This is a genomic window from Sphingobium sp. TomMM7A (assembly GCF_055397305.1).
The window spans coordinates 922534-949438 of the sequence record NZ_AP027311.1 but is presented as its reverse complement, the minus strand read 5'-3'; the positions used below and the strand labels follow the sequence as shown (position 1 = coordinate 949438).

Below are 26905 nucleotides of genomic sequence, written 5' to 3'. Positions count from 1 at the left end.
TGGCCGAGGCGAAAGGATAAGGATGTCCTCATTGTTGAAGGGCAGCGCAGCCGCTCTGGCACTGCTGGCAAGTGCTGCCATCCCGGTTTCCGCACAACACCAACTGACGCTGGAACGCATCTTCGCCAATCCCGATCTATCGGGGCCTCAGCCGCGAGCGCTGAAGCTCTCGCCAGATGGCAAGCTTGTCACGCTGCTCAAGCCCCGCGCGGACGAGAAGGAACGACTGGACCTCTGGGCCATCGACAGCGCGACTGGGGCTGAGCGCATGCTGGTGGATTCAAGGAAGACCGGCAGCGGCGCCGAACTTTCAGAAGCGGAAAAGATGCAGCGCGAACGGGATCGGTCGGTTGCAGGCAGCACCGGGATCATCAGCTATGACTGGGCTCCCAATGGTAGGAGCATCCTCGTTCCGGTGGATGGCGATCTTTACCTTGCATCGCTGGATGGCCAGGTGTCGCGCCTGACCAACACTCCGAGCAGCGAGCTGAATGGCGTGGTCAGTCCCAAGGGTGGCTTTGTCTCCTTCGTGCGCGAAGGCAACCTCTTCGTGCAGCCGATCGGTGGGCGGGAGCGGCAAGTGACGCAGGGGGCGAGTGACACGGTCAGTTGGGGCGTGGCCGAGTTCGTGGCGCAGGAGGAAATGGACCGGCGCACCGGCTATTGGTGGTCGCCGGATGACCAGTTGATCGCGGTTGCCCGCGTGGATGAAGGACCGGTGGGTATCGTCACCCGCACCGCAATCGGCGGGGAAGGCACGAAGGTCTATCGGCAGCGCTATCCCGCTGCGGGGACACCCAACGCGCTGGTCGACCTTTATGTCATGCGGCCGGATGGCAGTGGCCAAGTGAAGGTCGACCTTGGCGATGACAGCGACATCTATCTGGCGCGGGTCGATTGGTCCAAGGACGGTCGGACGCTCTACGTCCAGCGCCAGACCCGTGATCAGAAGCGGCTCGATCTGCTGGCGATCGATCCTGCGACGGGCAAGTCCAGGATCATCCTGACCGAAAGAGCGAAAAGCTGGATCAACCTCAGCAATAACTTCAAGCCGCTGAATGACGGCAGCTTCCTGTGGTGGTCGGAGAAGACCGGGCACGGCCATCTCTACCATGTTCGCGACGGCAAGTGGGTCGCGCTGACCAGTGGCGCATGGGAAGTGCGGGACGTGGTCGCCGTGGATGAGCGGCAGGGCACCGTCTATTTCACCGGCAATCGCGAAACGCCTTTAGAGCAGCAGCTTTACGCAGCCTCCCTGTCGGGCAAGGGGCCGGTGCGGCAGTTGACCAGCAATGGCTGGTGGAATGATGCGGTGATGGACAGCGGCGCAACGCATCTGGTGATCTCTCGCAGCAACACGGACCAGCCCAAGCAGGTCTATCTGGCCGACGGCAGCGGCGAGCGGCTTCGATGGTTGTCGGAAAATGCCATGACCGGGGATCACCCCTATGGCCCCTACCTTGCCAGCCATGCCAAGACGCGTTTTGGCATGATCAAGGCGGCGGACGGATCAACGCTCTATACGCGGATCATGACCCCGCCGCTGGAGCCGGGCAAGCAATACCCCGTCTTCATGCTGCATTATGGCGGGCCGGGAGCGGGTAGGGTCGTCACCAATCAGTGGGGATCGCCCGTCTATCAATATCTGGTGGATCGCGGCTGGATCGTCTTTGCAGTCGATAACAGGGGCACGCCGGATCGCGGCAAGGCGTTCGAGGATCAATTATATCGTGCAATGGGCACGGTAGAGGTCGACGACCAGCTAAAGGGCGTCGAGTGGTTGAAATCTCAGCCCTATGTCGATCCGCAGCGGATCGCGACCTATGGTTGGTCCTATGGCGGCTATATGTCGGTCAAGCTGCTGGAAAAGGCGCCAGGCCTGTTCTCTGCCGCGATCGCGGGCGCTCCCGTAACTCGCTGGGAGCTTTACGACACGCATTATACGGAGCGGTATCTTGGCAAGCCACAGGATCGCCCAAGCGCCTATCCGGCATCCGGAGCGGTAGACGATGCGGTAAAGATCAAAGACCCTATGCTGCTGATCCACGGCATGTCCGATGACAATGTCGTGTTCGACAACGCCACCGCGTTGATGGCCCGGATGCAGGCGGCCGCTGTTCCCTTCGAAATGATGGTCTATCCCGGCCAGACGCACCGCGTGGGCGGCCCCGGCATCAGCATCCACCTGTGGCGCACGATCGAGGATTTCCTCCGCCGCAACGGAACCGCGCCCGAGGAGCCGCCGCCGGGTAAATAAAGGCTATCGGCCCGCAAAGCCGCTTCATGCTGGACAATTGCCGGGACAACGCTATGGCGCCCACTCCGCATTTTTGCATGGAGTGGAGTCTTTAGTCATGGGTTACAAGGTCGTCGTCGTTGGTGCCACGGGCAATGTGGGCCGCGAAATGCTGACCATTCTCGCCGAGCGCGAGTTCCCGATTGACGAGATCGCGGCGGTCGCATCGTCCCGGTCGCATGGCACCGAAGTTGATTTCGGTGACACCGGCAAGACTCTTAAAGTCAAGAATATCGAGCATTTCGACTTCACGGGCTGGGACATCGCCCTGTTCGCCGCAGGCTCTGGCCCGACGGCTGAATATGCGCCCAAGGCTGCTGCGGCTGGCTGCGTGGTGATCGACAATTCGTCGCTCTACCGCATGGACCCGGACGTGCCGTTGATCGTGCCCGAAGTGAACCCGGACGCGATCGATGGCTACAAGAAGAAGAACATCATCGCGAACCCGAACTGCTCGACCGCGCAGATGGTCGTGGCCTTGAAGCCCCTGCACGACGCCGCGAAGATCAAGCGCGTCGTCGTCGCTACCTACCAGTCCGTTTCCGGTGCTGGCAAAGAGGGCATGGACGAGCTGTTCGAACAGTCGCGCAATATCTTCGTGGGCGACCCGGCCGAGGCGAAGAAGTTTACCAAGCAGATCGCCTTCAACGTGATCCCGCACATCGACGTCTTCCTGGACGATGGTTCGACCAAGGAAGAATGGAAGATGGTCGCGGAAACCAAGAAGATCCTCGATCCCAAGGTGAAGGTGACCGCGACCTGCGTGCGCGTTCCCGTGTTCGTCGGTCACTCCGAAGCGCTGAACATTGAGTTCGAGAACGAGATTTCGGCTGAGCAGGCGCAGAACATCCTGCGTGAAGCGCCGGGCATCATGCTCGTCGATAAGCGTGAGGATGGCGGATACGTCACCCCCGTCGAGTGCGTGGGCGACTATGCGACCTTCGTCAGCCGCGTCCGCGAGGATTCGACCATCGAAAATGGCCTGAACCTCTGGTGCGTCAGCGACAACCTCCGCAAGGGGGCGGCGCTGAACGCGGTGCAGATCGCCGAACTGCTGGGCCGCCGCCACCTGAAGAAGGGCTGAGGCCAACTGATGACGTCCGGCGCTGTCGCTGTTTGGAAAAGCCTTCCGATAGCGCAGCGCCGGATGATCCTGCTGCTGATCGGCGCCATCGCCGCCGTGCAGATCAATCAGCCATTTCCCGAACTCGCGCCGTTACAGCATGGGCCGACAATCGCGCTCGCCTTGGCTGCGCCATGGCTTCTGCGGCGCTGGCCTCTAAGCAATGGCGCAGTGGCCTGCATCACCCTGTTCCTGCTCCTGCATACATTGGGCGGGCGCTACATCTATTCTTATGTGCCCTATGACGATTGGGCGCGTTCGATGACAGGCCATGACCTTTCGAGCACCTTCGGGTGGCGGCGCAATGGCTATGACCGGCTCGTCCATTTCGCCTTTGGCCTGCTTCTGACGCACCCACTGGTGCAGATCGCGCGGCGACGGGGTGGCATGGGATTGGGCTGGAGCCTGGCCTTCGGCTTCGTCACGATCGGCTTCATCAGCGCCTTTTATGAATCCTTCGAATGGCTGCTGACGCTGATGGCGGAAGGAGAAACCGCCGACTGGTATAATGGCCAGCAAGGCGACGTCTGGGACCCGCAGAAGGACATGGCCGCCGCTCAGGTCGGTGCACTAATCGCCCTGCTGATCCTTGGCCTACGCCGCCATCGACAAGGCGGCGCCAAGGCCATATCGAGCAGCGCCGACACAGTGAGGGAGTTATCATGACCGACCTTGAGCTAGAGAAAGTGGAAGTCGAGGGGCTCGGCGGTCTTCCCATTGCGGTCCATATCGCGGGGGAGGGACGCGACCTCGTCCTCATTCATGGCTATTTCTCCAACGCCTGGACCAATTGGATCCGTTACGGCCATACCGCGCGGCTTGTGGAGGCTGGCTTCCGGCTGATCATGCCCGACCTGCGCGGACATGGCGAAAGCGGCAAACCGCATGACCCCGCCGCCTATCCGCCGGATGCTCTGACGGACGACAATCTGGCCGTCATCGATCAGCTTGGCCTGACCGATTATGACTTGGGTGGCTATTCGCTGGGTGCGCGGACGACGGTGCGGATGCTGGCGCGCGGCGCGACCCCGCGCCGGGTGATCCTGGCTGGCATGGGACTGCGCGGCCTCGTCAATACGCTCGACAAGGGCGGCTATTATCGCAACGTCCTCACCAATCTCGGCACGTTTGAGCGCGGCACGTCCGAATGGATGACGGAAGCCTTCCTGAAAACGACGAAGGGCGATCCAGTCGCACTATTGCATATCCTGAACACCTTCGTGGACACGTCCGCCGACACGATCGCGACCTTCACGCAGCCGACCGAAGTCATCTGCGGCGTCGACGATCAGGATAATGGGATTGCGCAGGAGCTTGTCGATACGCTGCCCAATGGCCGCTATGTCGAGATACCCGGCAATCACATGGCCGCAGTCACGAAAAAGGAACTGGGCGAGGCCATGGTGGAGTTCCTGACCAGCTGACCCCGCCAATCGATCACCGGAATGGCGGCTCGTTGAACGCCCGCAACTTGCGGCTGTGTAGCTTAGGGCCTTCCTGCCGCAGCAGTTCGCACGTCATCAGGCCGATCCGCAGATGCCCGGCAATCGCTTCCTCATAAAAGCGGTTCGCCTGCCCCGGCAGCTTCAGTTCGCCATGGATCGGCTTGTCGGACACGCAGAGCAATGTTCCGTAGGGGACGCGGAAACGATAGCCCTGTGCCGCGATCGTCGCGGACTCCATGTCGATCCCGACCGCGCGCGACAGGCTGAACCGCAGCGCTGAACTGGAATAGCGTAGCTCCCAATTGCGATCGTCGGTCGTCACCACGGTCCCAGTGCGCAGCCTGCGCTTGAAATCTTCCTCGCTACTACCGCCGAGCACCGCTTCGGCGGATTTGGCGAGGGCGACCTGAACCTCTGCAATGGCTGGCACCGGAATTTCCGGGGGCAGCATATCATCCAGCACCTTGTCGTCGCGCAGATAGGCATGGGCGAGCACATAGTCGCCGATCCGCTGGCTGGGCCGCAGGCCACCGCAATGGCCGATCATCAACCAGGCTTCCGGTCGCAGCACCGCCAGATGATCGCAGATGGTCTTCGCATTGGCAGGACCGACGCCGATATTGACCAGCGTGATGCCACTGCGATTGGGCGCGATCAGGTGATAGGCGGGCATCTGATGTTTGCGCCATGCGCTGTCCGCGATCATGCGCGCTGGATCGGCCGTCTCCCGCGTCACATAGACGCCGCCTGCGCCGGACAAGGCGGTGTAGGGCGTGCCATCCTTTTGCAGTTCCGCGCAGGCCCAGGCCACGAACTCATCGACATAGCGATGATAGTTGGTGAAGAGGATGTATCGCTGAATATGCTCGGCTGGCGTCCCCGTATAATGTTTCAGACGGGCCAGCGAGAAATCGGTGCGCAACCCGTCGAACAGAGCCAGCGGCCGTTGCCCATCTGCATCCGGCATGAACAGGCCATCGGCGATCTCGTCCCCGATCTCCGCCAACTCGGTTGCGGGGAAATGACGCGCCAGTTCGGTCGGAGGGGTGCCGTCAAGAGCGCTGATGTCCAGCCCATCCAGCACATAGGGAAAGGGGATCTGCTGATCGCTGACCGCTGTTTCGACCTCCACTCCATAATCCCGGACGAGCAAATCAATCTGCTCGGCCAGATAATCGCCGAACATCTCCGGTCGGGTGACCGTGGTTGTATAAAGGCCGGGCTTGGACAGGCGGGCGAAGGATCGCCCCGGCGGCGGGGCATCGGTTTCGGCATGGTGGGTGATGCGCAGTTCGGGATAACAGAAGCGGCGATCGGACTTTGCCTCTGGCGGAGGCACGCTGCCATCGCGGGCATAGGCCTGCATGGCCTCGCGCAGATTTCCGATAGAGGTCTGGTAGATCCGGTCCAGTTGCGCGACCGCCGCGCTGCCGATGCTTTTCGTCATCGAACCTTGCTACCGCAGATATGTGACGGAAGGAAGGCCGGTGGCCGCGCGATGAGGGCATCGCGCGGCCATCGCGTCAGAGCTGCCCCAGCAGATGATCAGCCGACGAAAGCTTGAACTCGCCCGGTGCCTCGACATTCAGTTCGGTCACCACGCCATCCTTTACGATCATGGAAAAGCGCTGGCCACGCGTGCCCATGCCAAACTTGCTGCCGTCCATCGTCAGGCCCGCAGCCTTGACGAAGTCGCCATTGCCATCCGCCAGCATGGTGACCTTATCGTCTGCTCCGGCTGATTTGCCCCATGCGCCCATGACGAACGCGTCATTGACGGCGGTGCAGGCAATCTCGTCCACGCCCTTTTCCTTCAGGGCGTCGGCCTTTTCCACAAAACCGGGGAGGTGCTTGGCCGAGCAGGTCGGCGTAAAGGCGCCGGGAACGGAGAAGAGCGCCACCGTCCGGCCTTTGAAAAACTCGTCGGAGGAAACTTGCTCCGGCCCATTTTCCGTCATCTTGGCAAAGGTGGTAGCGGGGATGCGATCCCCTTTTGCGATGGTCATATTCTGTCTCCTGCCGTTGATGAGGCGGGAGGTCGGCGCTTGGCGGTCCTGTGTCAAGGCGCGCTTACGTGTCGCATCGCCCCCGGTGAACGACAGCCCGCCATTGGCAAAGCCGCTGGGCAGCGTATATTCATCCTATGGATCAACTTCGCTCCTATGCCGGTCAGTTCCTGCTCGCTTTGCCGGGCATGGAAGACATGCGCTTCGATCATTCCGTGATCGCCATTTGCGTCCATGATGAAAATGGCGCTCTCGGCATCGCGGTCAGCGATGAAATCGAAGGCGTGGGGCTGCATGAACTGCTCGAAAGCTTTGATATCAACCCTGCCAATGTCCCCGACATACCCGTGCTTCGCGGCGGGCCGGTCGAACCGCGCCGGGGCTTCGTGCTGCATTCCCTCGATTGGAAAGGGCATGACATGGTGGAGGTCGGGGAGGACTGGGGGCTTTCCGGCTCGCTGGAGATATTGAAGGCGATCGCGGAAGGCACTGGTCCCAGTCGCTACATCGTCGCCCTCGGCTATGCCGGTTGGGGCGCAGGACAACTCGATCAGGAGATGACCGGCGAAAGCTGGTTCCCGGCGGGATGCAGCGCGGATATATTGTTCGACGTTCCGGCGGAAAAAAAATGGGCGGCGGCCTATGCCGCTGCCGGAGTCGATGCGTCTCATCTTGTGAGCGGCGCTGGCTCCGCCTGATCAGGTCGCATAATTTGCGAGATATTTTTCCGGTTCAACTGTGTAACGATGGCGCACAACGGAGCTTGTTTCCGCATCGTAACTGAACATTTCCGGGTAAATTCCCGCTAACCGCTTTCATTTACAACGCGGCAAGCGCGCGGGCGCACCTTCATCCTCGGGAAATTGCTCGGGGGTTCAAATCATGAAGAAGTTTGTCGCGGCTATGATTGCCGCAGCGATGCCGCTCGCGCCTGCCAGCGCCGCGCCTTGCTGGAAGAAGGTCGCGGTAGAGGCGGCGCAAATTCGGGATTTTGAGATGATGCTCATGGTGTCGGCGCTGCGTTGCCGCTCTACGGGCAGCAACTTCCTGGCCGACTATAACCGCTTCATCAGGGAAAAGCGTGACGCGCTGACGCAGGTCAATGACGAACTGCGCGAACATTTCCGTTCCGTCGCCGGACCGGTTGGCGCGCTGGGAGCTTACGACAATTACGTAACCAGCCTCGCCAATGTTTATGGCGCCGGAGCCGAAGGGCTTGCCTGCCGCGACCTACAGTCGATCACGGATGCAGCTAACGCGCTCCCCGCGACCCGGGCGGCGCTGCTTGAACTGTCGGACGCTGCCGGTACGACCCCGCATCTTTCGGGCGCCCGCTGTGACGTTGTCATGGCGATTGCGGGTCGGGAAGCGGAGCCGTCGGCCGATCTGGGCGAAACGAGGGTCGCGGTCGCCTCACGCACCGGCGAGGAGTGACATAAAGAAAACTTTATATTGAGTTGCCATCACCGGCGGCGATTGGTAAAGCGCAGACCATCGCCGCCGTTTCGCCATGCGAGCGGCTCCGGCATATTCTAAACCGATGGAGACACCCTCGTGGCCACAGCACCCGCCACCCAGGCGCAGGACTATGTGATCGCCGACATCAACCTTGCCGCGTTCGGCCGCAAGGAAATCGAGATCGCCGAAACCGAAATGCCCGGCCTGATGGCCCTGCGCGACGAGTTTGGCGCTGCCAAGCCGCTGAAGGGCGCGCGCATCACTGGATCGCTGCACATGACGATCCAGACCGCCGTGCTTATCGAGACGCTGGCTGAGCTGGGCGCGGAAATCCGCTGGGCTTCGTGCAACATCTTCTCGACCCAGGACCACGCCGCCGCTGCCATCGCCGCGCGCGGCATCCCCGTCTTCGCCGTCAAGGGCGAGACGCTGGAGGAATATTGGGACTATGTCATCCGCATCTTCGACTGGGGTGACACGCCCTGCAACATGATCCTGGACGACGGCGGCGACGCCACCATGTTCGCCCTGTGGGGCGCGCGCGTCGAGGCTGGGGAAGAACTGTTCACGCCGGGTAACGAGGAAGAAGAAATCTTCGTCGCCACGCTCAAGCGCTTCCTGGCCGATCGTCCGGGCTACCTGACCAAGACCGTCGCCGCGATCAAGGGCGTTTCGGAAGAAACCACCACCGGCGTTCACCGCCTTTATGAGCTGGCGAAGAAGGGCAAGCTTCCCTTCCCGGCGATCAACGTGAACGACAGCGTCACCAAGTCGAAGTTCGACAATCTCTATGGCTGCAAGGAATCGCTGGTCGACGCCATCCGCCGCGCCACCGACGTGATGCTGGCTGGCAAGGTCGCATGCGTCGCGGGCTTCGGCGACGTTGGCAAAGGCTCGGCAGCCTCGCTCCGCAATGGCGGCGCCCGCGTGCTGGTGACCGAGGTGGATCCCATCTGCGCGCTTCAGGCCGCGATGGAAGGCTATGAAGTCGTCACGATGGAAGAAGCCGCCACCCGCGCCGACATCTTCGTGACCGCGACTGGCAACGAAGCCGTCATCACCGTCGATCACATGCGCGCGATGAAGAATATGGCGATCGTGTCCAACATCGGTCACTTCGACAGCGAAATCGAGATTGCCGGTCTTTCGAACATGAAGTGGACTGAAATCAAGCCGCAGGTCGATGAAGTCGAATTCCCCGACGGCAAGAAGATCATCGTCCTTGCCAAGGGCCGCCTGGTCAACCTGGGCTGCGCGACCGGCCACCCCAGCTTCGTAATGTCGTCCAGCTTCACCAACCAGGTGCTGGCGCAGATCGAACTGTGGACCAAGTCGGACACCTACAAGAACGACGTCTACGTCCTGCCCAAGCATCTGGACGAAAAGGTGGCGGCGCTTCACCTCGAAAAGCTCGGCGTGAAGCTGTCGAAACTGACCCCCAAGCAGGCCGCCTATATCGGCGTGACGCCGGAAGGTCCGTTCAAGCCGGATCATTACCGCTACTAAGCAAACTGGAAAGGGGGAGGCGAAAGTCTCCCCTTTTTTTATGCTCAGCCTCTCGTCATCCCAGCGAAAGCTGGGATCTATTGCCAACGGCGTCCGGCTGAGATGCCAGCTACCGCTGGGATGACAAAGATGAGGGCGTGTCCGTCTTGAAGGATCCGCGCATTTCTTCAAACTCCCCGCTTCACGCTGCTCCCGACTTGGGTTAGTCCCCTGATAATCATGCAATGGGGTGGCAGGTCGCGATGAGGGGTGAACAGGCGCAATGACGTCATTGACCCCATTTGCCGCAGTCATATTGGGGATCGTGCTGGCCGCGTGGCTGGCCGCCGCGGTGTGGGCGCTTTCGACCGGGCAGCGCATGCGTCGCGAAGGCACGCAAGTGCAGGGCAAGTTCGATCGCCTGTCCAGCCTGCTCGCCTCGGCACCCGCTGCACCCATCATCATTCATGCCGATGGCCGGATAGAAGCCGCCGACCGGCTCGCCAAATGGCTTGGCAAGGACCGGGTGCCCGCATTCGTATCCGAACTGACCGCGCCCGACGGCGGCCTGGAGCCGGAGGACGCGTCGGCCCTCGCGCAGGAAATAGCGGCGGCCCAGCGCGCCGGACGCAGCTTCGCCCTGCCTGTGCGGGGGGAGGGTTCCTCCCGGCTCCTGCTGGTGCGCGGCGCGCCTGCCGGGCCAGTGCTTGCCGAAAGCGGCGGCGTAGTCCTGTGGATATTCGACGCGACCGACAGCCAGTCGGAAATCCAGGCGCTGAAGAGCAAGGTCGAGCAACTGCGCGAAGCCCTGGAAGCGCTCGCGGGCCTTGTGGAAGCCGCGCCGTTTCCAATGTGGCATCGCACCGCCGACATGCGCCTCAGTCTGGTCAACGCAGCCTATGTCCAGGCGGTGGATGGGGCCAATGCGGCAGATGTCATCGCTCAGGGCACGGAGTTGGTCGAGGCGGTGGGCGGCCTCGGCCCTCAGTCATCAGCAGAGCAGGCGCTGACCGAGGATCGGGTGGTCGAACGCATGGTACCAGCGACCATAGATGGCGAACGCCGCACGATGCGGGTCGTCGATGTGCCGCTTGGCGAGGCCGGCGTCGCCGGTTTCGCGATGGACCAGAATGAGCTTGAACAGGCCCGGGTCGAGCATCGCCGCCTCGAAGCGGCTCAGCGCGACCTGCTCGATCGCCTCTCTGCTGGCGTGGCCCGCTTTGGCTCCGATCGCACCCTGCGTTTCTGGAATCAGCCATTTATGAGCCTGTTCGGTCTTGATCAGGAACATCTGGCCGATCAGCCCGTGTTCGAACGCGTCCTCGACCGCATGCGCGAGGCCCGCCGCCTGCCCGAACATCGCGATTTTCCGGCGTGGCGCGCTGAACGTCGCGATTGGTTCCTCTCCCCCGACCCGCGCGAAGAGAACTGGCTGCTCGCCGATGGCACGCATCTGCGCGTCTATGGTCAGCCACTGCCTGACGGCGGCCTGCTCCTGATATTCGAGGATCGGACGGAGCAGGTCCAGCTTTCCAGCGCGCGCGACACGCTGCTGCGAGTCCGCACGGCGACCTTCGACAATCTGTTCGAGTCGATCGGCGTCTTTTCGTCCGATGGCCGTTTGTCGCTTTGGAACAGTCGTTTCCGCTCGATCTGGGAAATCTCCGAAGATCTTCTGGCGCAACACCCGCGCATCGACGAACTTCTCCGCGCCGTCCAATCCCGCCTCGCCAAGCCGCAGCAGGCCAATCTCGTCCGCGAGCTGGTCCGCGCCGCGACAGTGGAGCGCAAGCAGCGCGTCGGCCATGTCGGTTTCGCGGACGGCCGCATCTTCGAATTTGCCGCCATCCCTCTGCCCGACGGCAATGCACTTTTTACGATGCTGGACGTGACCGACAGCCGCCGTGTCGAACAGGTGCTACGCGACCGCAACGAAGCGTTGGAGCAGGCCGATCGGGTCAAGACCGCCTTCGTCACCAATATGAGCTACGAATTGCGCACGCCGCTCACCACCATCGCCGGCTTCGCCGAGATGATGAGCGCGGGCTATGCCGGGGATATGAGCGATTCCGCCAAAGAATATGTCGATGGCATTCTTCAGAGTACCAATCGCCTGTCCATGTTGATCGACAATGTGCTGGACCTGACACAGGGAGAAGCCGGGACGCTCCCGGTCGACCGCGCCCCTGTCGATCTCGCCGCTTTGGCAAAGGAAAGCATCGAGCGGATCAAGGCCGAGGCAACGGCCAAGGGCATCGACCTTGCCATCTCCCTGCATGAAACATTGGGGAAGGTGGAAGGCGACAGCCGCCGGATCGGCCAGGCGCTCGATCATCTGCTGGAGAACGCCGTCTGCTACAGCGGACGTGGCGCGCGCGTATTGCTGCACGGCGACGGCAGCAGCGCTTCCGCGCGGCTCGTCGTCTCCGACAACGGTCCCGGGATCAGCGTCAAGCGCCGCGCCACGATCTTCGATGCTGCGGCGCGCGCGGAACAGGCACGAAGCGGTGAAAAGGCCGGGATCGGCCTACCGCTCGCCAAGCAATTGGCAGAGGCGCATGGCGGCACCCTCCAGCTCGTGTCAGAGCCGGGGCAGGGCACCATGGCCGTGATCGAGCTACCCCGTGGCTGAGCAGAGCCTGACCATGCCCGACGAAGCGGCGATGCTGGCCCTCGGCCGCCGTCTGGCTGACTTGGCGCGCATCGGTGACGTCATCGCGCTGGAGGGCGGCCTTGGCGCGGGAAAGACGACGCTCGCGCGCGGCATATTGGAGGGGCTTGGCCTTGCAGGCGAGGCGCCCAGCCCCAGCTTCGCGATCGTCCAGCCCTATGATGTGCCGGAGGTGAAGCTGCCCGTCGCCCATGTCGACCTCTACCGCCTTGATGATGCGGAAGAGGCGCAGGAACTGGCTCTGGACGAATATCTGATGGACAGCCTGCTGATCGTCGAATGGCCGGATCGCGTGGGTCCGGATGCATGGCCGCATGCGCTGCGGCTCCACATCGACATCGAACCCGACGGCGCTCGGCGCTTGACAGTGCGCGTGCCGGACGCTTGGACAGAGCGATGGTCGCAGATATGATCCCGCCCGCTTCCGCTCCCGCCTTTCTCTCAGCTGCGGGGTGGGGCCATGCCGTTATCGTCCCGCTGGCGGGTGATGCGTCGTTCCGCCGCTACTTCCGCGTGGTCGATGGCGCGCGCCGTGCCGTGCTGATGGACGCACCTCCGCCACATGAAGACCCCCGTCCTTTTATCGCCATTGCCGAACATCTGACGGGACAGGGTTTTGCTGCCCCGGCGATCCTTGCCCGCGATCTGGAACAAGGTCTGGTCCTCATTGAGGATTTCGGCGACTTGCGGGTCAAGGAACATCTGGATGATGTCCCCGCCGACGAGGAAGGCGTTTATAGCCGCGCAGTCGAGCTGCTCGCTGATCTTCATCGCCAGCCTGCCGCCGACCTGCCGCCCTATGACCGCGCGGTCTATCAGCGCGAGGCAGGGCTGCTCACCGAATGGTATTGCCCCGCGATCGGCCTCCCTGTCGATACAGATGCCTATACACGCGCCTGGGATGCCGTGTTGCCGGTCGTCGAGCAATCCGCCAGCCCCACAGTCACAGTGCTGCGCGATTATCATGCCGAAAATATCATGCTGATCGACCGGCCCGAAGTACGCGGGCTTGGCCTTCTTGACTTTCAGGACGCTCTGGCCGGGCATCCCGCTTATGATCTCGTGTCGCTGCTTCAGGACGCTCGGCGCGATGTGCCGCCGGAGGTGGAGGCTGCGATGATCCGCCACTATAAGGCCGTCGCAAATCCCCCGGCCGACTTCGACGCTGCCTATGCTGTGCTGGGCGCGCAGCGGAATGCAAAGATCATCGGCCTCTTCACGCGCCTATGGAAGCGGGACGGAAAGCCACGCTACCTGTCCTTCCTGCCGCGCATGTGGGACCTGCTGGAACGCGACCTGGCGCACCCCGCGCTCGCGCCGGTAGCGGACTGGTTCGCCGCCAACATACCGGCAGAAAAGCGACACCTGGCGCTTCAGGATAACGCCCCCGCATGATCGACACGGCAATGCTGATGGCGGCTGGCCTTGGCAAGCGGATGCGCCCGCTCACCGCCACGCGCCCAAAGCCGCTGGTCAAGGTCGCTGGCAAGCCGCTGATGGACCATGCGCTGGACCGGCTGTCCGCTGGCGGCATCCGCAAGGTGGTGGTCAATGTTCATTACCTCGCCGACACGGTCGAGGCGCATCTCAATGCCCATTCGAACGGCATGCAGGTGCTGATTTCGGACGAACGCCCCAAGCTGCTGGAGACGGGCGGGGGCTTGATCCATGCGCGTTCGCTGCTGGGGGATAAACCCTTCTTCTGCGCGAACAGCGACAATCTCTGGATCGACGGGCCGCAGGAAACGCTGAGCATGATGCAGCGCCTGTGGGACCCCGGTCGCATGGACGCACTGCTGCTGCTGGTGCCGCTCGCCCGCGCCCATTGCCACACGGGACCGGGCGACTTCCACATGGACGCCTCTGGCCGGTTGAGCCGCCGCAAGACGAGCCATGTGGCTCCCTTCGTCTTCACTGGCGTGCAGATACTCTCGCCCAGCCTGCTGGTTGATCCGCCGTCCGACGTCTTTTCGACCAATATCTTCTGGAACCGCGCTATCGAAGCGGGGCGCCTCTACGGCGTTTCCCATCAGGGCCTCTGGTTCGACGTCGGCACGCCGCGCGCCATTCCTTTTGTGGAATCGATGCTCGCCTATGGGTGACCGCACCCGGCCCGCCTTGTTCAACATCCCAGCTCACCGCGCCTTTTCCGACGCCTTGGCAGCGGGCATAGTCGCGCAGCATGGCAGCGATCCCATGGCGCTGGCGCAGGGCATGATCCTGCTACCCACCAACCGCGCGATCCGTGCCGTCAGTGACGCTTTCGTCCGCCGATCGGGTGGAGGCCTGCTTCTTCCCCGATTGGTCGCGATCGGCGATCCCGATCTTGGCGAACAGGCAGGCGGTGCGCTCGATCCTCTGGCGGAGGGGGAGGCCATTCCCCCCGCGATCGCGCCCATGCGCCGCCAGATGATCCTGGCCCGCATGGTTCAGCAGGCATCCGGCCAGCCAATGGACGCCGCGCAGGCGATCAAGCTCGGTCAGGCGCTCGGCACGGTGCTCGACCAGATGCAGGTGGAGCGGGTGCCCATTACCGCGCTTTCCGAACTCACGCTGTCGGATGAACTGTCGGGCCATTGGCAAAGATCGCTCGACTTATTTTCCATCCTCATTCGCCGCTGGCCCAAGGAATTGGCACGGCTTGGCCTCATCGACCTTGCTGACCGCCGCAATCGCCTGTTCGATCGCCTCACCACACGTTGGGACGCAGAGCCGCCATCCGGTTTCGTCGTCGCCGCTGGCATAGCCACGACCGCTCCGGCGGTTGCGGGTCTGCTTCGAAGGATTGCCGTCCTGCCGCGCGGCAGCGTCGTTTTCGCTGGCCTCGACCATGAAATGGACGAAGCCGCATGGAACGCCATCGGTCCCTTCGCGCCGGACCCCGTCACCGGCCGTGCGCCCCCTGCGCATGAAACCCATCCCCAATATGCCCTCAAGCGCTTGCTCAATGGAATGAGCGCCACGCGCGATGACGTAGCGCTCTGGCGCTGGGGCAGCGAGCATGATGCGCGCGCCGTCCGCAGCCGCAACATCTCCAACGCGATGCTTCCGCCGCGCCTGACCAGCCGTTGGCGCGATCTGAAGACCGCCGACCGGTCGCTTGCCGGAGTGGAGGCGCTGGAAGTCGCAACGCCGGGTGAGGAAGCTCAGGCGATCGCCATCGCCCTGCGTGAGGCGGTGGAAACGCAGGGCCGCACCGCCGCGCTGGTCACGCCCGACCGCCAACTTGCCACGCGGGTGTCGGCGCATCTGGCGCGCTGGGGAATATCAGCCGACGATTCCGCGGGCCTGCCGCTGTCTCGCTTGCCGCCGGGCACCTTGCTCATCGCGCTGGCCCAGGCGGTGGCCGAACGCTTCGCGCCCGTCGCGCTCCTGACATTGCTCAAGCATCCGCTGGTCATGCGCGGCGAAGGACGCCTTCCATGGCTGGAAGGCGTGCGCGGCCTTGATTTATTACTGCGCGGCCCGCGTCCTCCTGCGGGCCTTCAAGGGATCGACTTGCTCCTCGCCGAACGGGAAGGAGAGGATCGCCAGCAGGCGCTGCGAAACCAAACGCGGCAATGGTGGTCACAGGCGCGCGCGCTGCTCGAGCCGCTGGAGCAAGCCTGCGCCGCCGCCCCCACATTCGCCGCGCAACTGGCGGCCCTCCGCGAACAAGCCGGAGCATTGACCGGCGATGCCATATGGTCGGGTGTTCAGGGCCACGCCGCCGCCGACCTGTTCGCGGAGTTGGAACAGGCGGCCCCTGAAGGCCCTCAACAGTCTGACATCCGCTCCCTCCCGACCCTGCTCGACAATATGCTAGGCGGTGTTTCGGTGCGCCCGGTTCAGGGCGGCCATCCGCGCATTTCCATATTGGGCCTTATCGAAGCGCAACTGGTTCAGGCCGACCTCATGATCCTGGGCGGCCTCAACGAAGGCACATGGCCCGGCCTGCCGTCGCCCGATCCCTGGCTTGCTCCCCGCATCCGGCGGGAACTTGGCCTGCCCGGCCTCGAAACCCGCATCGGCCGCGCCGCCCATGACTTTGCCAGTGCATTGGGCGCTCCCCATGTCCTCATCACCCGCGCGAGAAGAGGATCGGGCGGTCCCGCTATAGCCTCCCGGTTCTGGCTGCGCCTCAAGGCCATGGCCGGTCCACAATGGAAGAGCGCCGATCGTTACGCGGCGCTGGCACAGGCACTCGACCGCCCAGCGCGGCACCAGCCAAGCCGCCGCCCCGCGCCAGTGCCACCCGCCTCCGTCCGCCCGAAGCTGATCCCCGTAACGGATGTGGACCGCCTAAAGGCTGACCCCTTCGCCTTTTACGCCAAGCGGATATTGCGCCTAAATCGCCTCGACCCGGTCGATGCCGATGCTGGCCCTGCATGGCGCGGTACGGCTGTCCATGAAATCCTTCAGCAATGGGCAGAGGCCGGGCGGCGCGATCCCGCCGATCTGGAAGCCCGCGCCCGCGCGATGTTCGACCGGCCCGATGTTCACCCGTTGCTGAAGGCGCTCTGGCAGCCAAGGTTGATCGAGGCCATCCGCTGGATCGCTGCCGAGGTGGCTGCCGATCAGGCAGCAGGCCGCTCCATATTGGCGGTTGAGACGGATGGCCGGGCGGAAATCGCTGGCGTGACCCTCACCGGCAAGGCTGACCGGATAGATCGCATGCCGGACGGCTCGCTCGCCATAGTCGACTACAAAACCGGCAAACCGCCCAGCGCCAAGCAGGTCAAGGCGGGCTATTCGCTCCAATTAGGGCTACTGGGCCTCATCGCCGAACAGGGTGGCTTCCCGGCCATCGAGGGCGCAAAAACCGCAGGATGTTTCGAATATTGGTCGCTGGCCAAGAAGAACGACGCCTTCGGCTATCGGGAAAGCCCCGTCGATCCGATGGGGAAGCGAGATAAGATCGTAACGGCCTCCTTCACATCGCTCGTCCACGAATGGTTCGAAAAGATCGCTGGCGATTATCTGACGGGTAACGCCCCCTTCGACGCGCAGGTGAATCCCGAAGTCGCAAACTATGGCGACTATGACCAGCTGATGCGGCTGGAGGAATGGTATGGCCGCGACGATGTCTAGAAAGACCTCCGCGCTTCAACCCCTCGCGGGAGCGCAGGCGCGCGCTGCGTCGCCTGACGCCCATGTGTGGCTGTCGGCTTCGGCGGGTACTGGTAAGACCCATGTGCTGACCGCGCGCGTGTTCCGCCTGCTCCTTCAGGGGGTGCGGCCTGAAAATATCCTCTGCCTCACCTTCACCAAAGCGGGCGCGGCGGAAATGGCCGACCGCATCCATGATCGCCTCGCCGCCTGGGTCCAGATGGAGGAAGGCGAACTGTTCGAGGATCTGGAGGCGCTGCACGAGGATAGCGGCCCGGAAGCACGCGACCGTGCCCGCCGCCTCTTTGCGGAGGTGCTGGAATCCACCGGCGGCGGTCTTCGCATCCAGACCATCCATGGCTTCTGCCAGCAACTGCTGACGGCCTTTCCCCTCGAAGCCGATCTACCTCCCGGCTTCCGCCCGCTCGACCAGCGGGAGCAGGCGGCGCTCGCGCGCCAGACCCTAGCCGATCTTGCCGTCCGTGCGCAGGATCAGGGCGACGACCGGCTCATGGAAGCGCTACAAGCGATCAGCCTGCGTCTGGGGGAAGGCGGCGCCGAACAATTCCTCCTGCGCTGCGCCGCCCATCTGCCCGCGCTGGAGCAATTGCCAGAAGACATCGCCGCCTCGCTCTATCGCGAACTTGGCCTTCCCGAGGGCGACGTCATCGCGCACCTCGCCAGCCAGTGCGAAGACGCGCAGTTCGACATGCGAACCCTCGTCTGGATCGCTCAGGCCAATGCCGATTGGGGCACCGGCCGCGCCCTGGAGCGCTGTGACCGCATAGCCCGATGGAGGGCTCTAAACCCCCGCGACCGCGCGGAGGCTTTGGACGATCTGCACGCCGCTTGGGCGAAGAAGGACGGCGACCTCATCTCGACCAAGGGCTGGGTTCCCCCGGTCGATGGCTATGGTGAAGCAAGCGCAGGCCTTCACTCGCGTTGCGCCGAGCTTCTTAATCTCAAGGCGCTAGCCGCCTACGCCGATTTACTCGCGGAGGGGTTGCATGCAGGCCGCGCCTACGCCCGTGCCTATCATGAGGCAAAGCAGCTTGCAGGCGCCGTGGACTTCAACGACCTCATCGCCCGCACCGCCGATCTTCTGTCCCAACCCGGCATCGCCGACTGGATTCGCTACAAGCTGGATCAGCGCATCGATCACATCATGGTCGATGAGGCGCAGGACACGAACGTCAGCCAGTGGCAGATCGTAGGCGCGCTCGCTGCCGAATTTTTCGCAGGGGAGGGCGCCAAGGGTGATCGCGTCCGCACCATCTTCACCGTCGGCGACTTCAAGCAGGCGATCTTCGGCTTCCAGGGCACCAGCCCGCAGGCCTTCGCCGCCGCGCAGATAGCATTCCAGCGTAATGCGGAAGATGCCGACCATATCTTCCACGACCTGTCGCTCGAACGCAGTTTCCGCTCCACGCCCGCCGTGCTCGACGTAGTGGACCGGACAATCGCGACCTTGAGCGCCGAGCGGCTCGGCCTCCTCTCGGGCGCCGTCCAGCACATCAGCGCCAACCGCTTCCCCGGCGAAGTCCTGCTATGGAAACCAGCCATCGCTGGCCTGTCCGACGACGCCGAAGGGGAGGAGGATTGGGCCGCCGATCAGGAACGCCTGCTCGCCCAGAACATTGCGCGGCAAATCCGCCAGTGGATCGATGACGGCATGATGCTCGAAAGTCGTGGCCGCCCCGTCACGGCAGGCGACATCATGATCCTCGTCCGCCGCCGCAGCGAACTAGCCCGCCTGATCGTTGCCCGCCTCTATGAGGAAGGCGTCGCCGTGGCAGGCATCGACCGTCTCCGCCTGAACGCACCGCTTGCCGTGCGCGACCTCCTCGCCGCGCTCCGCTTCGCCGTTCAGCCTGAGGATGATCTCAATCTAGCCTCGCTATTGGTGTCGCCGCTGATCGGCTGGTCGCAGAACGACCTCATGGCCTGCGCCATGAACCGCCGCGTTGGGCTCTGGCAGCATCTCACCCGCACCCAGGACGAAGAGCTGCTCGCCCCGCTTCGCACCCTGCTGAATCGCGCGGACCTCACTACGCCTTACCGCTATCTCGAAGCGATCCTGTCCGGCCCGATGGAGGGCCGCCGCCGCCTGATCGAACGGCTCGGCATCGAAGCCGCCGATCCGATCGAGGAACTCCTCAACGCCGCGCTCGCGTTCGAGACGGACGATCACCCCTCCTTGCAGCGCTTCGTGGACTGGTTCGACCGGGGCGAAGTGGAGATCGTCCGCGACGCGGCGGCGCAGGGCGATTCGCTCCGCCTTCTTACCGTGCACGGTGCGAAGGGTTTGCAGGCCCCGGTCGTCATATTGGCGGACGCCTGCCTTGATCCCGATGCCGGAACACGCAGCGATTCCCTTGAATGGAACGGCCTGCCTATCCTCGCTCCCCGCAAGTCCGAGCGTCTTGGCCCCATCGGGCAGGTTCTTGAGGAAGCCCGCGCCGCCGAACGGGAGGAGCATTGGCGGCTGCTCTATGTCGCGCTGACCCGTGCCGAGGAAAGGCTGGTCGTCACCGGCTCGCTAGGCCCGCGCGCCCGTGGCATGCCACAACCCGAAAGCTGGTTCACGGCAGTCGAGAACGCCATGATCGCCCTAGGCGCGGAATGGGAGGATGATCATCTGTGGGGCGCACGGCGGCGCTGGCTGGGTGCAGAGACCCTGCCTCCGCGTCCCCTGCAAAAGGCCGCTACTGTTGAAGCGGCGTCGCACGCCGAACCCGCTTGGCTCCGTCAGCCCGCGCCAGAAGAAGCGCGTCCCCCCCGGCCCCTCGCACCTTCCGCTCCGGTAGAGGATGACGTGCCCTATCCCCCGCCCACGCCTGCCATGCGGGCGGCGAGCGAGCGGGGGCGCTGGCTGCACGCCTTGTTCGAGCGTTTGCCTGACGTTTCGCCCGAACAACGCCGCGAACGCGCCGACCGCTGGCTCGAACAGCAGGGCGCAGCGGACGCATCACTGCGTCATGACGTCATCGCGCAGGCCCTCCGCGTCATCGAGGACAGCGACTTCGCACCGCTTTTTGCCCCAGGCGCCCTTGCTGAAGCGCCTGTCGCTGCGGTCGTCGGCGACATGGTGATCTCCGGCACCGTGGATCGGCTATGTATAGGCCCCGATCGGGTGCAGGTCGTGGATTTCAAGACGGGCCGCATAGCGCCCCTCAGCGTGGAGGAAGTCCCCGCTGCCCATGTCCGCCAGATGGCGGCCTATGCCGCCGCGCTTCAGGTGATCTTCCCCGACCGCCGGATAGAAGCCGCGCTGCTCTATACCAGCGCCCCGCGCCTCATCACGCTTCCGCACGACCTTCTCGCCGCGCACAAGCCGGGCTTTCCCCCCGCGCAGGAGAATTTGCCGCTTTCACCCGTTGAGACGGACGCGTCACCGTCCTAGATATCCGCCCAACTGAAGGAGAAATATAACATGGCTACCAAGGCAGTCACCGACACCAGCTTCCAGGCGGACGTGATCGACGCAGACAAGCCCGTGCTTGTCGATTTCTGGGCGGAATGGTGCGGCCCCTGCAAGATGATCGGCCCGGCCTTGGAAGAAATCTCCGAGGAACTCGCTGACAAGGTCATTATCGCCAAGATCAACATCGACGAAAATCCCGACGCGCCCGGCAAATATGGCGTGCGCGGCATCCCCACGATGATCCTGTTCAAAAATGGCGAAGCAGCCGCCACGAAAGTCGGCGCCGCGCCCAAGAGCGCGCTCAAAGGCTGGATAGAAAGCGTCCTCTAACGCACACCTAACTCCCTCTCCCCTTCAGGGGAGAGGGCTGGGGAGAGGGGAACGCGCAACCTCTCCACCACTCCGGCCCCCAAGCCTTACCGAAACAACACCCCCGCCGCAGCCTCCCACAACCGCGGCGACGAAGCCCCAAGCAATCCCCGTCGCAAATCGCCCACCACATAGGGCGACCCATCCAACCGCTGACAGCATCCGCCAGCTTCGTTCAGGAACAGCGTCCCGGCGGCATGGTCCCACGGCAATGTTCGCGCAAAGACCGAAACATCATTCTGCCCCAGCACCAGCCGAGGATATTGCTCCGCCGCACAGCGCGGAATGTCCACAAGCGCGAACACCCCTTCCGCCCGCCGTTGAATGTCAGCTCGCTCCTCGTCCGACATGAAATAAACCGCCAGCGCCGCTATCGGCAACGGATCGCCGCTCTCCCGCGCCCGGACCTGCTCGCCATCGATATAACTGCCAGCGCCCAGCGTGGCGTGACACAAGCGTCCGGTAAGCGGGTCCAATATCCATCCCGCCAATGTCGTCCCGGCATCTGCCAAAGCGATCATTATGCCGAAGGGCGGCCGCCCCGCTGCGAAATTGCCTGTCCCGTCGATCGGGTCTATGATCCAGTTGAGCCCGTCACCCGCCCGATCCAATATCGCCGGGTCCGCCGCGCAGGCTTCTTCGCCGATGATTCCCGCTTCGGGCAGGATCTGGCTCAGCCCTTCGGCCAGCCTGATCTCGCTTTCCCTGTCGGCAACGGTGACGAAGTCATCGACGGCCTTCTCGCGGATCTCGTCGACGCGTAAATTCTGGAAGCGCGGCATGACGATGTCTCGCGCCACCTCACGCATCAACGTGACGACATCGTCATGCAGCTCGATCGGCATCAGCTACGGTAATCCGCGTTGATCGAGATATATCCATGCGTCAGGTCGCAGGTCCAGACCGTCGCGCGGCCCTCGCCAAGGCCAAGGTTCACGCCGATCTGGATATCCTGCCCCTTAAGGTGCGCGGCAACCGGCGCTTCATCATATCCTTCTACAGCAAGCCCACCCGAGGCCACCTGCGTCACGCCGAACCGGATGGACAGCTTATCGCGATCCGCTGGCTCACCCGCTTTGCCTACCGCCATCACGACGCGACCCCAATTGGCGTCCTCGCCCGCGATCGCCGTCTTTACGAGCGGCGAATTGGCGATGGACAACGCGATCCGGTGCGCGCTCGCGTCGCTCTCCGCGCCTTCGACGCTGATCTCGATGAACTTCGACGCGCCCTCGCCATCGCGCACCACCAGATGCGCCAGTTGCAGGCAAAGGTCGCTCAGCGCCGCCTGAAACGCATCCGCTCCCGTATCGTCCATCGACGTCAACGGGGTGTTGCCTGCCCTGCCCGTGGCAAAGGCCAGCACGGTATCACTGGTCGACGTATCACTATCGACCGTGATGCAGGAGAAAGTCCGCCGGTTCGCCGCCGACAGCATCTGCTGCAACAGTTTCGGCTCGACCGCTGCGTCGGTAAAGATATAGCCGAGCATCGTCGCCATATCCGGCGCGATCATGCCCGATCCCTTGATGATCCCCACCAGCTCAACGCGCGTCTCGCCAATCATGGCGCTCGTGCGCGCACCCTTGGCATAGGTGTCGGTCGTCCCGATCGTATTCGCCGCCTCTTCCCACTCGCAAGGCGCGGCGGAGAAAGCTGCCTCCAGCCCAGCCTCCGCCTTGTCCACCGGCAAGGGAACACCGATCACCCCAGTCGAAGACACGAACACATCCGAAGGCAGGCACCCAAGATGATTGGCGACCTTCGCCGCGATCGCTTCGACAGCCGCCCGCCCGCGATGGCCGGTGAAGGCATTGGCATTGCCCGCATTCACCACCAGCGCCCGTGCCGACCCGAGCGGAATGGCGTCCCGGCACCATTCGACCTCGGGGGAGGGGCACTTGCTCTGCGTCGTCACGCCAGCAACCGCCGTCCCCTCGGCCAGTTCCACATATGTCAGATCGCACCGATCCCAATTCTTGTACCGCGCCCTGGCAACGCGCGCGGTCACGCCTGAAATCGCGGGAAGTTCAGGAAAGGCTAAGGGGGCGAGGGGAGAGCGCTGTGTCATGAGCGCGGATTAGCGTAATTGCGGAAACCGTCAACGCCCGCGATGATTGCAGACGTTAACCACCTTTAGCCATGGCGCTCTGTAGCCTGATACGTAAGGTGCGCCTCCGAAAGGGGGCGAGCTTGCCACAGCTTCATTCGCGTATTGCTTTCCTGCTGCTGACGGTTTTTGCCGTGGACGGGGCGCTCGCGCAGACCGAGCCGGTCAGCGGGAGTTGGTCATGCTGGACCGACCGAAAGGGAGACCGTTATTGCCGCACCACGTCTACCGTGCGCCTAGCCCGTAAATCCGTGGTGCCTCGACCAATATTCCGTCGCCCACCGCCGGTGTTTAATCCGGCGCCAGTGCTGGCGCCCCGGGTAGTTGTGGCTCCTATACAGACTTTCCGCACGGTTGACCGTTGCCCACGCACGTTTCCGCAGCGTCGACGCTGGCCGACAAGGCAGCAGGTAAGCCCAGGCGCAAAGGTGATAGATGTCGAAGCCACGCTTCGTTCCCGCGATGGCCGACCGGTTTGCCGGTGACGCAGACGCGCTCATCAATTGACTATCCCACAGCCAAACCCTAAATCGCCGCGCATATCCGTGTGCGTTGCTTTAAAAGGGCGCGCGCTCCCCTATTGTCAGGAACTTGCATGTTCGGCGCACTCGCCAAGTCCATCTTCGGATCGTCCAACGAACGTTACGTAAAGTCGTTGGGCAAGATCGTCGAACGCATCGCATCTTTCGAACCCGTCATTTCAGCGATGAGCGACGAGGAACTGACGGCCCAGACGGCCCGATTCCGGGAACGCCTGGCGCAGGGTGAAACGCTCGATGACCTGCTGCCCGAAGCCTTCGCCACGGTTCGTGAGGCTGCCAAGCGCACCCTTCACCAGCGCCACTATGATGTGCAGATGGTCGGCGGCATCGTCCTCCACCGCGGCGAGATCGCCGAAATGCGCACGGGTGAGGGCAAGACGTTGGTCGCGACGCTCGCCACCTATCTGAACGCGCTGGAGGGGAAGGGCGTCCACGTCGTCACCGTCAACGACTATCTCGCCAGCCGCGACTGCGAATGGATGGGGCAGGTCTATCGTTTCCTCGGCCTCACCACGGGCGTCATCGTCCCGAACCTCAGCGAGGATCAGCGTCGCGAAGCCTATAACGCCGACATAACCTACGCGACGAACAACGAACTCGGCTTCGACTATCTGCGCGACAATATGAAATATGACCGCGCATCGATGGTGCAGCGGCCCTTCAACTTCGCCATCGTCGATGAGGTGGACTCGATCCTGATCGACGAAGCGCGCACCCCGCTGATTATCTCCGGTCCGACCGACGACAAGTCGGAGCTTTATGTCTCCGTGGATGCGATCGTGAAGCGGTTGGACGAAGCCGATTATGAGAAGGACGAGAAGCAGCGCACCGTCACCCTGACGGAGGACGGGACGGAAAAGATCGAGCGTTTGCTGGAAGATGCCGGCCTGCTGGAGGGCGCGAACCTCTACGATTTCGAAAACACCGCCGTCGTTCACCACGTCAACCAGGCCCTGCGTGCGGTCGTGATGTTCCGCCGCGACATCGATTACATTGTCAAAGACGGCAAGGTCATCATCATCGATGAGTTCACCGGCCGCATGATGGATGGCCGCCGCTGGTCGGATGGCTTGCACCAGGCGGTGGAAGCCAAGGAAGGCGTTCAGATCGAGCCGGAAAACCAGACGCTCGCCTCCATCACCTTTCAGAATTTTTTCCGCATGTACCCGAAGCTGGGCGGCATGACCGGCACGGCCGCGACCGAAGCGACCGAATTCTACGAAATCTACAAGATGAACGTCGTCACCATCCCGACCAACCGGCCGGTGCAGCGTGTCGATGAAGAAGACAGCTTCTACAAGAATCTGGAAGACAAGTTCCGCGGCATTGCCAAGACCATCAAGGTCCATGCCGAAAAGGGCCAGCCCGTCCTTGTCGGCACGGTGTCGATCGAAAAGTCGGAAATGCTGTCCGAATTCCTCAATCAGGAAGGCGTGAAGCACGCCGTCCTGAACGCCCGCTTCCATGAAAGCGAAGCGCATATCGTCGCGCAGGCGGGTCGCAAGGGCGCGGTCACCATCGCCACCAACATGGCTGGTCGCGGCACCGACATCAAACTCGGCGGCAACCTGGAAATGCGTGTCGAGGACGAGCTGCGCGACATGCCGGAAGGGCCGGAGCGCGAAGCCGCGATCGCCCGGATCGACGCCGAGATCGAGGCGGAAAAGGCCGAAGTGCTCGCCGCTGGTGGTCTCTTCGTCCTCGCGACCGAACGGCATGAAAGCCGCCGCATCGACAACCAGCTGCGCGGTCGTTCAGGGCGTCAGGGCGACCCCGGCCTCTCGCGCTTCTACCTCAGCCTCGACGATGACCTCATGCGCATCTTCGGCCCGGACACCATGTTCGCCAAGATGATCCGCTCGAACCTGGAAGATGGCGAGGCGCTGCCCCCGTCCAAGTGGCTCAGCAAGGCGATCGAAACCGCGCAGAGGAAAGTTGAAGCGCGCAATTACGACATCCGCAAGCAGGTCGTCGAATATGACGACGTCATGAACGACCAGCGCAAGGTCATTTATGAACAGCGCGCCGACATCATGGACGCTGACACCGTTGACGACGTCGTGACGGACATGCGGCACGAAACGGTCAACGACCTTGTCGGCGCATCCTGTCCTCCGGGCACATATCCCGAACAGTGGGATATCGACCGGCTGAAGGCGCGCACCGCCGAAATCCTCGGACTTGAACCCGACTTCGACGCATGGTTGACGGAAGATGCCGTCGATCCGGAATTGATCGAGGAACGCCTCAAGGCTCTTGCCGATGAAGCGGTCGCCGAAAAGATTGGCGGGATCGATCCGGAAAACTGGCACATGATCGAAAAATCGATCCTGCTCCAGAGCTTGGACCATCACTGGAAAGAGCACCTGTCGACCCTCGACGCGCTGCGCCAGGTCGTTCACCTGCGCGCCTATGCGCAAAAGACGCCGATCAACGAATATAAGCAGGAAGCCTTCGCCCTGTTCGAGCGCATGCTGAGCAACATCCGTGAGGATGTGACCGGCTCGATCGCGCGCGTCCAGTTCAGGTTGGAAGAACCGCTGCCCGAGTTCGACCTGCCCGTGCTTCCCGACTTCATCACCACGCACATCGACCCCTTCTCGGGCGAAGATAATAGCGGCGACATCGATGCTGGCCAGTTGGGTGGCATCACCACCACGCTCCCGCGTCCGCCGGTCGGCAATGCACAGCCCGGCGAGTTCACCAATCTGGATATCAGCCGCAACGCACCATGCCCGTGCGGCTCCGGTCAGAAATACAAGCACTGCCATGGCGCGCTCGCCTGAGCGCCAACCGCTAGCGGCAGTTCTGAGAGCTTATCGAATCCCCGTCATGCCAGCAAACTGGCGCGGCGGGGCTCATATCTGAAACGAGGCGGGCGCGCACGG

The 26905-nt window shown here is 63.1% G+C and carries 19 protein-coding genes; 15 read left to right on the top strand and 4 right to left on the bottom strand.

What is annotated here, in order from left to right:
* The first annotated feature begins 22 nt into the window (after positions 1 to 22).
* The 4 genes from ACZ5ZH_RS04860 (at position 23) to ACZ5ZH_RS04845 (ending at position 4843) form a co-directional block, all read left to right on the top strand.
* A complete protein-coding gene (locus ACZ5ZH_RS04860; RefSeq protein WP_464772344.1) occupies positions 23 to 2257 on the top strand; it encodes a S9 family peptidase in 2235 nt (744 codons plus the stop codon).
* A gap of 97 nt (positions 2258 to 2354) precedes the next feature.
* On the top strand, positions 2355 to 3380 hold the full coding sequence (locus tag ACZ5ZH_RS04855; protein WP_464772343.1) for an aspartate-semialdehyde dehydrogenase: 1026 nt from the start codon (positions 2355 to 2357) through the stop codon (positions 3378 to 3380).
* Between the two features lie 9 nt (positions 3381 to 3389).
* Positions 3390 to 4085 (top strand): DUF2238 domain-containing protein, encoded by a 696-nt coding sequence (locus tag ACZ5ZH_RS04850; RefSeq protein WP_464772342.1) that lies wholly within the window; start codon positions 3390 to 3392, stop codon positions 4083 to 4085.
* Entirely contained in the window at positions 4082 to 4843 is a 762-nt protein-coding gene (locus ACZ5ZH_RS04845) for an alpha/beta fold hydrolase (RefSeq protein ID WP_464772341.1), read from the top strand. The genes ACZ5ZH_RS04850 and ACZ5ZH_RS04845 overlap by 4 nt, the downstream gene beginning before the upstream one ends.
* Before the next feature lie 13 nt (positions 4844 to 4856).
* On the opposite strand, the gene ACZ5ZH_RS04840 is transcribed toward ACZ5ZH_RS04845, so the two are convergent.
* The gene (locus tag ACZ5ZH_RS04840; RefSeq protein WP_460985838.1) at positions 4857 to 6311 is read right to left on the bottom strand and encodes an AMP nucleosidase; all 1455 of its coding nucleotides are present in this window, start codon (positions 6309 to 6311) and stop codon (positions 4857 to 4859) included.
* A 76-nt stretch (positions 6312 to 6387) separates the two neighbouring features.
* Positions 6388 to 6870: a peroxiredoxin gene (locus ACZ5ZH_RS04835; protein WP_460985837.1), complete on the bottom strand. Its 483-nt coding sequence runs from the start codon at positions 6868 to 6870 to the stop codon at positions 6388 to 6390.
* 137 nt (positions 6871 to 7007) lie between these two features.
* Between ACZ5ZH_RS04835 and ACZ5ZH_RS04830 the strand changes: the two genes are divergently transcribed.
* The 10 genes from ACZ5ZH_RS04830 to trxA all read left to right on the top strand — a co-directional run bounded on the left by ACZ5ZH_RS04830 (position 7008) and on the right by trxA (position 21326).
* On the top strand, positions 7008 to 7568 hold the full coding sequence (locus ACZ5ZH_RS04830) for a YqgE/AlgH family protein (RefSeq protein ID WP_196226065.1): 561 nt from the start codon (positions 7008 to 7010) through the stop codon (positions 7566 to 7568).
* A 184-nt stretch (positions 7569 to 7752) separates the two neighbouring features.
* Positions 7753 to 8304: a hypothetical protein gene (locus ACZ5ZH_RS04825; RefSeq protein ID WP_464772340.1), complete on the top strand. Its 552-nt coding sequence runs from the start codon at positions 7753 to 7755 to the stop codon at positions 8302 to 8304.
* Positions 8305 to 8424: 120 nt separating this feature from the next.
* A complete protein-coding gene (gene ahcY, locus ACZ5ZH_RS04820) occupies positions 8425 to 9834 on the top strand; it encodes an adenosylhomocysteinase (protein WP_464772339.1) in 1410 nt (469 codons plus the stop codon).
* A 262-nt stretch (positions 9835 to 10096) separates the two neighbouring features.
* Positions 10097 to 12445: a PAS domain-containing sensor histidine kinase gene (locus ACZ5ZH_RS04815; protein ID WP_464772338.1), complete on the top strand. Its 2349-nt coding sequence runs from the start codon at positions 10097 to 10099 to the stop codon at positions 12443 to 12445.
* Positions 12446 to 12458: 13 nt separating this feature from the next.
* Positions 12459 to 12896, top strand: coding sequence for a tRNA (adenosine(37)-N6)-threonylcarbamoyltransferase complex ATPase subunit type 1 TsaE (tsaE, locus tag ACZ5ZH_RS04810; protein ID WP_464772598.1), 438 nt, complete (start codon positions 12459 to 12461; stop codon positions 12894 to 12896).
* Positions 12893 to 13879 carry an aminoglycoside phosphotransferase family protein gene (locus tag ACZ5ZH_RS04805; protein WP_464772597.1) on the top strand — a complete coding sequence of 329 codons (987 nt, stop codon included), beginning with the start codon at positions 12893 to 12895 and terminating at the stop codon, positions 13877 to 13879. The genes tsaE and ACZ5ZH_RS04805 overlap by 4 nt, the downstream gene beginning before the upstream one ends.
* A complete protein-coding gene (locus ACZ5ZH_RS04800) occupies positions 13876 to 14586 on the top strand; it encodes a nucleotidyltransferase family protein (RefSeq protein ID WP_464772337.1) in 711 nt (236 codons plus the stop codon). The genes ACZ5ZH_RS04805 and ACZ5ZH_RS04800 overlap by 4 nt, the downstream gene beginning before the upstream one ends.
* Complete coding sequence (gene addB / locus ACZ5ZH_RS04795; RefSeq protein ID WP_464772336.1) at positions 14579 to 17554, top strand: double-strand break repair protein AddB; 2976 nt, start codon at positions 14579 to 14581, stop codon at positions 17552 to 17554. The genes ACZ5ZH_RS04800 and addB overlap by 8 nt, the downstream gene beginning before the upstream one ends.
* Positions 17535 to 20975, top strand: coding sequence for a double-strand break repair helicase AddA (gene addA / locus ACZ5ZH_RS04790; RefSeq protein WP_464772335.1), 3441 nt, complete (start codon positions 17535 to 17537; stop codon positions 20973 to 20975). The genes addB and addA overlap by 20 nt, the downstream gene beginning before the upstream one ends.
* Positions 20976 to 21005: 30 nt before the next feature.
* Positions 21006 to 21326 (top strand): thioredoxin TrxA, encoded by a 321-nt coding sequence (trxA, locus tag ACZ5ZH_RS04785; protein ID WP_449472362.1) that lies wholly within the window; start codon positions 21006 to 21008, stop codon positions 21324 to 21326.
* A gap of 86 nt (positions 21327 to 21412) precedes the next feature.
* Here trxA and ACZ5ZH_RS04780 read toward each other — a convergent pair whose 3' ends face one another.
* Together ACZ5ZH_RS04780 and argJ are read right to left on the bottom strand one after the other, a co-directional pair.
* Positions 21413 to 22210, bottom strand: coding sequence for an inositol monophosphatase family protein (locus ACZ5ZH_RS04780; RefSeq protein WP_464772334.1), 798 nt, complete (start codon positions 22208 to 22210; stop codon positions 21413 to 21415).
* On the bottom strand, positions 22210 to 23436 hold the full coding sequence (gene argJ / locus ACZ5ZH_RS04775; protein WP_464772333.1) for a bifunctional glutamate N-acetyltransferase/amino-acid acetyltransferase ArgJ: 1227 nt from the start codon (positions 23434 to 23436) through the stop codon (positions 22210 to 22212). The genes ACZ5ZH_RS04780 and argJ overlap by 1 nt, the downstream gene beginning before the upstream one ends.
* Before the next feature lie 634 nt (positions 23437 to 24070).
* Here argJ and secA point away from each other — a divergent pair.
* Positions 24071 to 26803, top strand: coding sequence for a preprotein translocase subunit SecA (gene secA / locus ACZ5ZH_RS04770; protein ID WP_464772332.1), 2733 nt, complete (start codon positions 24071 to 24073; stop codon positions 26801 to 26803).
* Positions 26804 to 26905 lie beyond the last annotated feature (102 nt).

Bases quoted from the DNA above. Each gene is read 5' to 3' on its own strand.
- ACZ5ZH_RS04860 (WP_464772344.1), top strand. From the start codon at position 23: ATGTCCTCATTGTTGAAGGGCAGCGCAGCCGCTCTGGCACTGCTGGCA.
- ACZ5ZH_RS04855 (WP_464772343.1), top strand. From the start codon at position 2,355: ATGGGTTACAAGGTCGTCGTCGTTGGTGCCACGGGCAATGTGGGCCGC.
- ACZ5ZH_RS04850 (WP_464772342.1), top strand. From the start codon at position 3,390: ATGACGTCCGGCGCTGTCGCTGTTTGGAAAAGCCTTCCGATAGCGCAG.
- ACZ5ZH_RS04845 (WP_464772341.1), top strand. From the start codon at position 4,082: ATGACCGACCTTGAGCTAGAGAAAGTGGAAGTCGAGGGGCTCGGCGGT.
- ACZ5ZH_RS04840 (WP_460985838.1), bottom strand. From the start codon at position 6,311: ATGACGAAAAGCATCGGCAGCGCGGCGGTCGCGCAACTGGACCGGATC.
- ACZ5ZH_RS04835 (WP_460985837.1), bottom strand. From the start codon at position 6,870: ATGACCATCGCAAAAGGGGATCGCATCCCCGCTACCACCTTTGCCAAG.
- ACZ5ZH_RS04830 (WP_196226065.1), top strand. From the start codon at position 7,008: ATGGATCAACTTCGCTCCTATGCCGGTCAGTTCCTGCTCGCTTTGCCG.
- ACZ5ZH_RS04825 (WP_464772340.1), top strand. From the start codon at position 7,753: ATGAAGAAGTTTGTCGCGGCTATGATTGCCGCAGCGATGCCGCTCGCG.
- ACZ5ZH_RS04815 (WP_464772338.1), top strand. From the start codon at position 10,097: ATGACGTCATTGACCCCATTTGCCGCAGTCATATTGGGGATCGTGCTG.
- tsaE (WP_464772598.1), top strand. From the start codon at position 12,459: ATGCCCGACGAAGCGGCGATGCTGGCCCTCGGCCGCCGTCTGGCTGAC.
- ACZ5ZH_RS04805 (WP_464772597.1), top strand. From the start codon at position 12,893: ATGATCCCGCCCGCTTCCGCTCCCGCCTTTCTCTCAGCTGCGGGGTGG.
- ACZ5ZH_RS04800 (WP_464772337.1), top strand. From the start codon at position 13,876: ATGATCGACACGGCAATGCTGATGGCGGCTGGCCTTGGCAAGCGGATG.
- addB (WP_464772336.1), top strand. From the start codon at position 14,579: ATGGGTGACCGCACCCGGCCCGCCTTGTTCAACATCCCAGCTCACCGC.
- addA (WP_464772335.1), top strand. From the start codon at position 17,535: ATGGCCGCGACGATGTCTAGAAAGACCTCCGCGCTTCAACCCCTCGCG.
- trxA (WP_449472362.1), top strand. From the start codon at position 21,006: ATGGCTACCAAGGCAGTCACCGACACCAGCTTCCAGGCGGACGTGATC.
- ACZ5ZH_RS04780 (WP_464772334.1), bottom strand. From the start codon at position 22,210: ATGCCGATCGAGCTGCATGACGATGTCGTCACGTTGATGCGTGAGGTG.
- argJ (WP_464772333.1), bottom strand. From the start codon at position 23,436: ATGACACAGCGCTCTCCCCTCGCCCCCTTAGCCTTTCCTGAACTTCCC.
- secA (WP_464772332.1), top strand. From the start codon at position 24,071: ATGTTCGGCGCACTCGCCAAGTCCATCTTCGGATCGTCCAACGAACGT.